4 protein-coding genes are annotated in these 3,350 nt (G+C 71.2%); all 4 read right to left on the reverse strand.

Annotated elements, in window-relative coordinates:
- A partial coding sequence (locus tag ACIGXP_RS39995) for a homocysteine S-methyltransferase family protein (RefSeq protein ID WP_399776950.1) occupies window positions 1-909 on the reverse strand: 909 nt, incomplete at its 3' end.
- Window positions 906-1,901 carry a carbohydrate kinase family protein gene (locus ACIGXP_RS40000; protein WP_399776952.1) on the reverse strand — a complete coding sequence of 332 codons (996 nt, stop codon included), beginning with the start codon at window positions 1,899-1,901 and terminating at the stop codon, window positions 906-908. The genes ACIGXP_RS40000 and ACIGXP_RS39995, both read right to left, overlap by 4 nt.
- Before the next feature lies 1 nt (window position 1,902).
- Window positions 1,903-3,111 carry a methionine adenosyltransferase gene (metK, locus tag ACIGXP_RS40005; RefSeq protein WP_363220994.1) on the reverse strand — a complete coding sequence of 403 codons (1,209 nt, stop codon included), beginning with the start codon at window positions 3,109-3,111 and terminating at the stop codon, window positions 1,903-1,905.
- Between the two features lie 32 nt (window positions 3,112-3,143).
- Window positions 3,144-3,350, reverse strand: a 207-nt coding sequence (locus tag ACIGXP_RS40010; protein WP_399776957.1) for an adenosylhomocysteinase, incomplete at its 5' end; no start/stop codon positions are given.

Raw genomic sequence — 3,350 nt, forward strand, 5'->3', positions numbered from 1 at the left:
CTGCCGCAGATGCTCGGGCGTCGTGCCGCAGCAGCCACCCACCAGGGACAGGCCGTACTCGCGAACGAAGGTCTCCTGCGCGTCGGCCAGCTCGGACGGCGTCAGCGGGAAGTACGCGCCGTCCTTGCCCAGGATCGGCAGCCCGGCATTGGGCATGCACATCAGTGGCGTCCTGGAGTGCCGGGCCAGATGGCGCAGGTGCTCGCTCATCTCGGCCGGGCCCGTCGAACAGTTCAGGCCGATCAGATCGATGCCCAGCGGCTCCAGCGCGGTGAGGGCCGCGCCGATCTCGGAGCCGAGCAGCATCACGCCGGTGGTCTCGAAGGCGAGGGAGCAGATCAGCGGCACGTCGACACCGAGAGCGTCCATCGCGCGGCGCGCGCCGATCAGGCCGGCCCTGGTCTGCAGCAGGTCCTGGGTGGTCTCGACGATCAGCGCGTCGGCGCCGCCGACCAGCAGACCCTCGGCGTTCTGCTGGTAGCCGGCGCGGATCGTGCGGTAGTCGATGTGGCCGAGGGACGGCAGCTTGGTTCCGGGGCCGATCGAGCCGAGGACCCAGCGGGGCCGGCCGTCCCGCGCGGTGAAGTCGTCGGCGGCCTCGCGGGCGATCCGGGCGCCGGCCTCGGACAGCTCGAAGATCCGGTCGGCGATCTCGTACTCGCTGGAAGCGGTGTGGTTGGAGCCGAAGGTGTTGGTCTCGACGCAGTCCACGCCCACCGCGAAGTACGCCTCGTGGACGGAGCGCACGATGTCGGGGCGGGTCACGTTCAGGATCTCGTTGCAGCCCTCCAGCTGCTGGAAGTCCTCAAGCGTGGGTTCCTGGGCCTGGAGCATGGTGCCCATCGCGCCGTCGGCCACCACCACACGGGTGGCGAGGGCTTCCCGCAGGGCGTCCACCCGGGCGCTCACGACGCCTGCCCCGGTGCGCCGGTGAGCCAGCCCTCGAAGGGCCGCGCCGCGTGGGCGCCGTAGGTGCCGGAGATGCGCGCGAAGAGGTCGGCGGGCCGCACCTCGTACTCCTGGGAGCCCAGGGTGGCGAGGGCGGTGGTGGCCAGGGCACAGCCGAGCAGGGCCGCGGACTCGGGCGGCAGGCCCTGGCTGACGGCGGCCAGGAACCCGGCGCGGAACGCGTCCCCGACGCCGGTCGGGTCCTTGGTCTCCCACGCGGGCACGGCGGGCACCAGGTGGGGATCGGCGCCGGAGCGGTCGATCCGTACGCCGTCCGGGCCGAGGGTGGTGATCCAGGCGCCCACCCGGCCGAGCACGTCCTCGCGCTGCCGGCCCGTGCGTTCGAGCAGCAGGGCGGCCTCGTACTCGTTGGTGAACAGCCAGCGGGCGCCGTCGACGAGACGGTTCACCTGGTCGCCGTCCAAGGTGGCGAGCTGCTGTGAGGGGTCCGCGGCGAACGGGATGCCCGCGGCCCGGCACTCGGCCGTGTGCCGCAGCATCGCCTCGGGGTCGTTGGGCGAGACGAGCACCAGGTCGAGGCCGCCCGCGTGCTCGACGACACGCTGGATGCCGGTCGCCGGCGCCTCGGCCATGGCGCCCGCGTAGAAGGCGGCGATCTGGTTCAGCTCGCGGTCGGTCAGGCACAGGAACCGTGCCGTCTGCCGGGTCTCGGACACGTGCACGACGTCGGTGTCGACCCCGTGGTCCTTGAGCCAGACCCGGTACTCCGCGAAGTCGTCGCCGACCGCGCCGACCAGGACGGGCGCCAGCCCGAACCCACCGAGGCCGTAGGCGATGTTGGCGGCGACGCCGCCGCGGCGCACGTCGAGCTTGTCGACCAGGAAGGACAGGGAGACCCGGGCGAGCTGGTCGGGCAGCAGCTGCTCGGTGAACCGCCCGGGGAAGACCATCAGGTGGTCGGTGGCGATGGACCCGCTCACGGCGATACGCATGTCAGATCCCCGCAGCCGTGCGCAGCGCGGCCACACGGTCCGTCTTCTCCCAGGTGAAGTCGGGCAGTTCGCGGCCGAAGTGCCCGTAGGCGGCGGTCTGGGAGTAGATCGGGCGGAGCAGGTCCAGGTCCCGGATGATCGCGGCGGGGCGCAGGTCGAAGACCTCGGCCACGGCCTTCTCGATCCGGTCGGTGGCCACGACCGCGGTGCCGAAGGTCTCGACGAACAGGCCGACCGGCTCGGCCTTGCCGATCGCGTACGCGACCTGGACCTCGCAGCGTTTGGCGAGACCGGCGGCGACGACGTTCTTGGCGACCCAGCGCATCGCGTACGCGGCGGAGCGGTCCACCTTGGAGGGGTCCTTGCCGGAGAAGGCGCCGCCGCCGTGACGGGCGTAGCCCCCGTACGTGTCGATGATGATCTTGCGTCCGGTCAGGCCCGCGTCGCCCATCGGGCCGCCGATCTCGAAACGGCCGGTCGGGTTGACCAGGAGACGGTAGTCGTCGGTCTCCAGCTTGATGCCGTCGTCGGCGAGCCGCGTCAGCACGTGCTCGACGACGAACTCCTTGATGTCGGGGGCGAGCAGCGAGCCGAGGTCGATGTCGCTCGCGTGCTGCGAGGAGACGACGACGGTGTCCAGGCGGACCGGGCGGCTGCCCTCGTACTCGATGGTGACCTGGGTCTTGCCGTCGGGGCGCAGGTAGGGGACGGTGCCGTCCTTGCGGACCTCGGTCAGCCGGCGGGCGAGGCGGTGCGCGAGTTCGATGGGCAGCGGCATGAGGTTCGGGGTCTCGTCCGTGGCGTAGCCGAACATCAGCCCCTGGTCGCCCGCGCCCTGCTGGGCGAGTTCGTCGTCGGACTCGTCCAGGCGCTTCTCGTACGCGACGTCGACGCCCTGGGCGATGTCCGGGGACTGCGCGCCGATGGAGACGGAGACACCGCAGGACGCGCCGTCGAAGCCCTTGGCCGAGGAGTCGTAGCCGATCTCCAGGATCTTCTCGCGGACGAGGGTGGCGACGTCGGCGTACGCGGACGTGGTCACCTCACCCGCGATGTGCACTTGTCCGGTGGTGATCAGCGTCTCGACGGCGACGCGCGATGCCGGGTCCTGGCGCAGCAGTTCGTCGAGGACGGCGTCGCTGATCTGGTCGGCGATCTTGTCGGGGTGGCCCTCGGTCACGGACTCCGAGGTGAACAGACGGCGAGACATGCGCACTCCAGTTGTCGGTGGTTCCGGCGGGGTCAGTAGCGGTAGTGGTCGGGCTTGTACGGGCCGTCGATCTCGACGCCGATGTACGCGGCCTGCTCCGGGCGCAGCGTGGTGAGCTTGACGCCCAGTGCGTCCAGGTGGAGGCGGGCGACCTTCTCGTCGAGGTGCTTGGGCAGCACGTACACGCCGGTCGGGTACGCGTCGGGCTTGGTGAACAGCTCGATCTGCGCCAGCGTCTG

The sequence above is a fragment of the Streptomyces sp. NPDC053069 genome (genome assembly GCF_044546895.1).
In the GTDB taxonomy this organism is placed as follows: domain Bacteria; phylum Actinomycetota; class Actinomycetes; order Streptomycetales; family Streptomycetaceae; genus Streptomyces.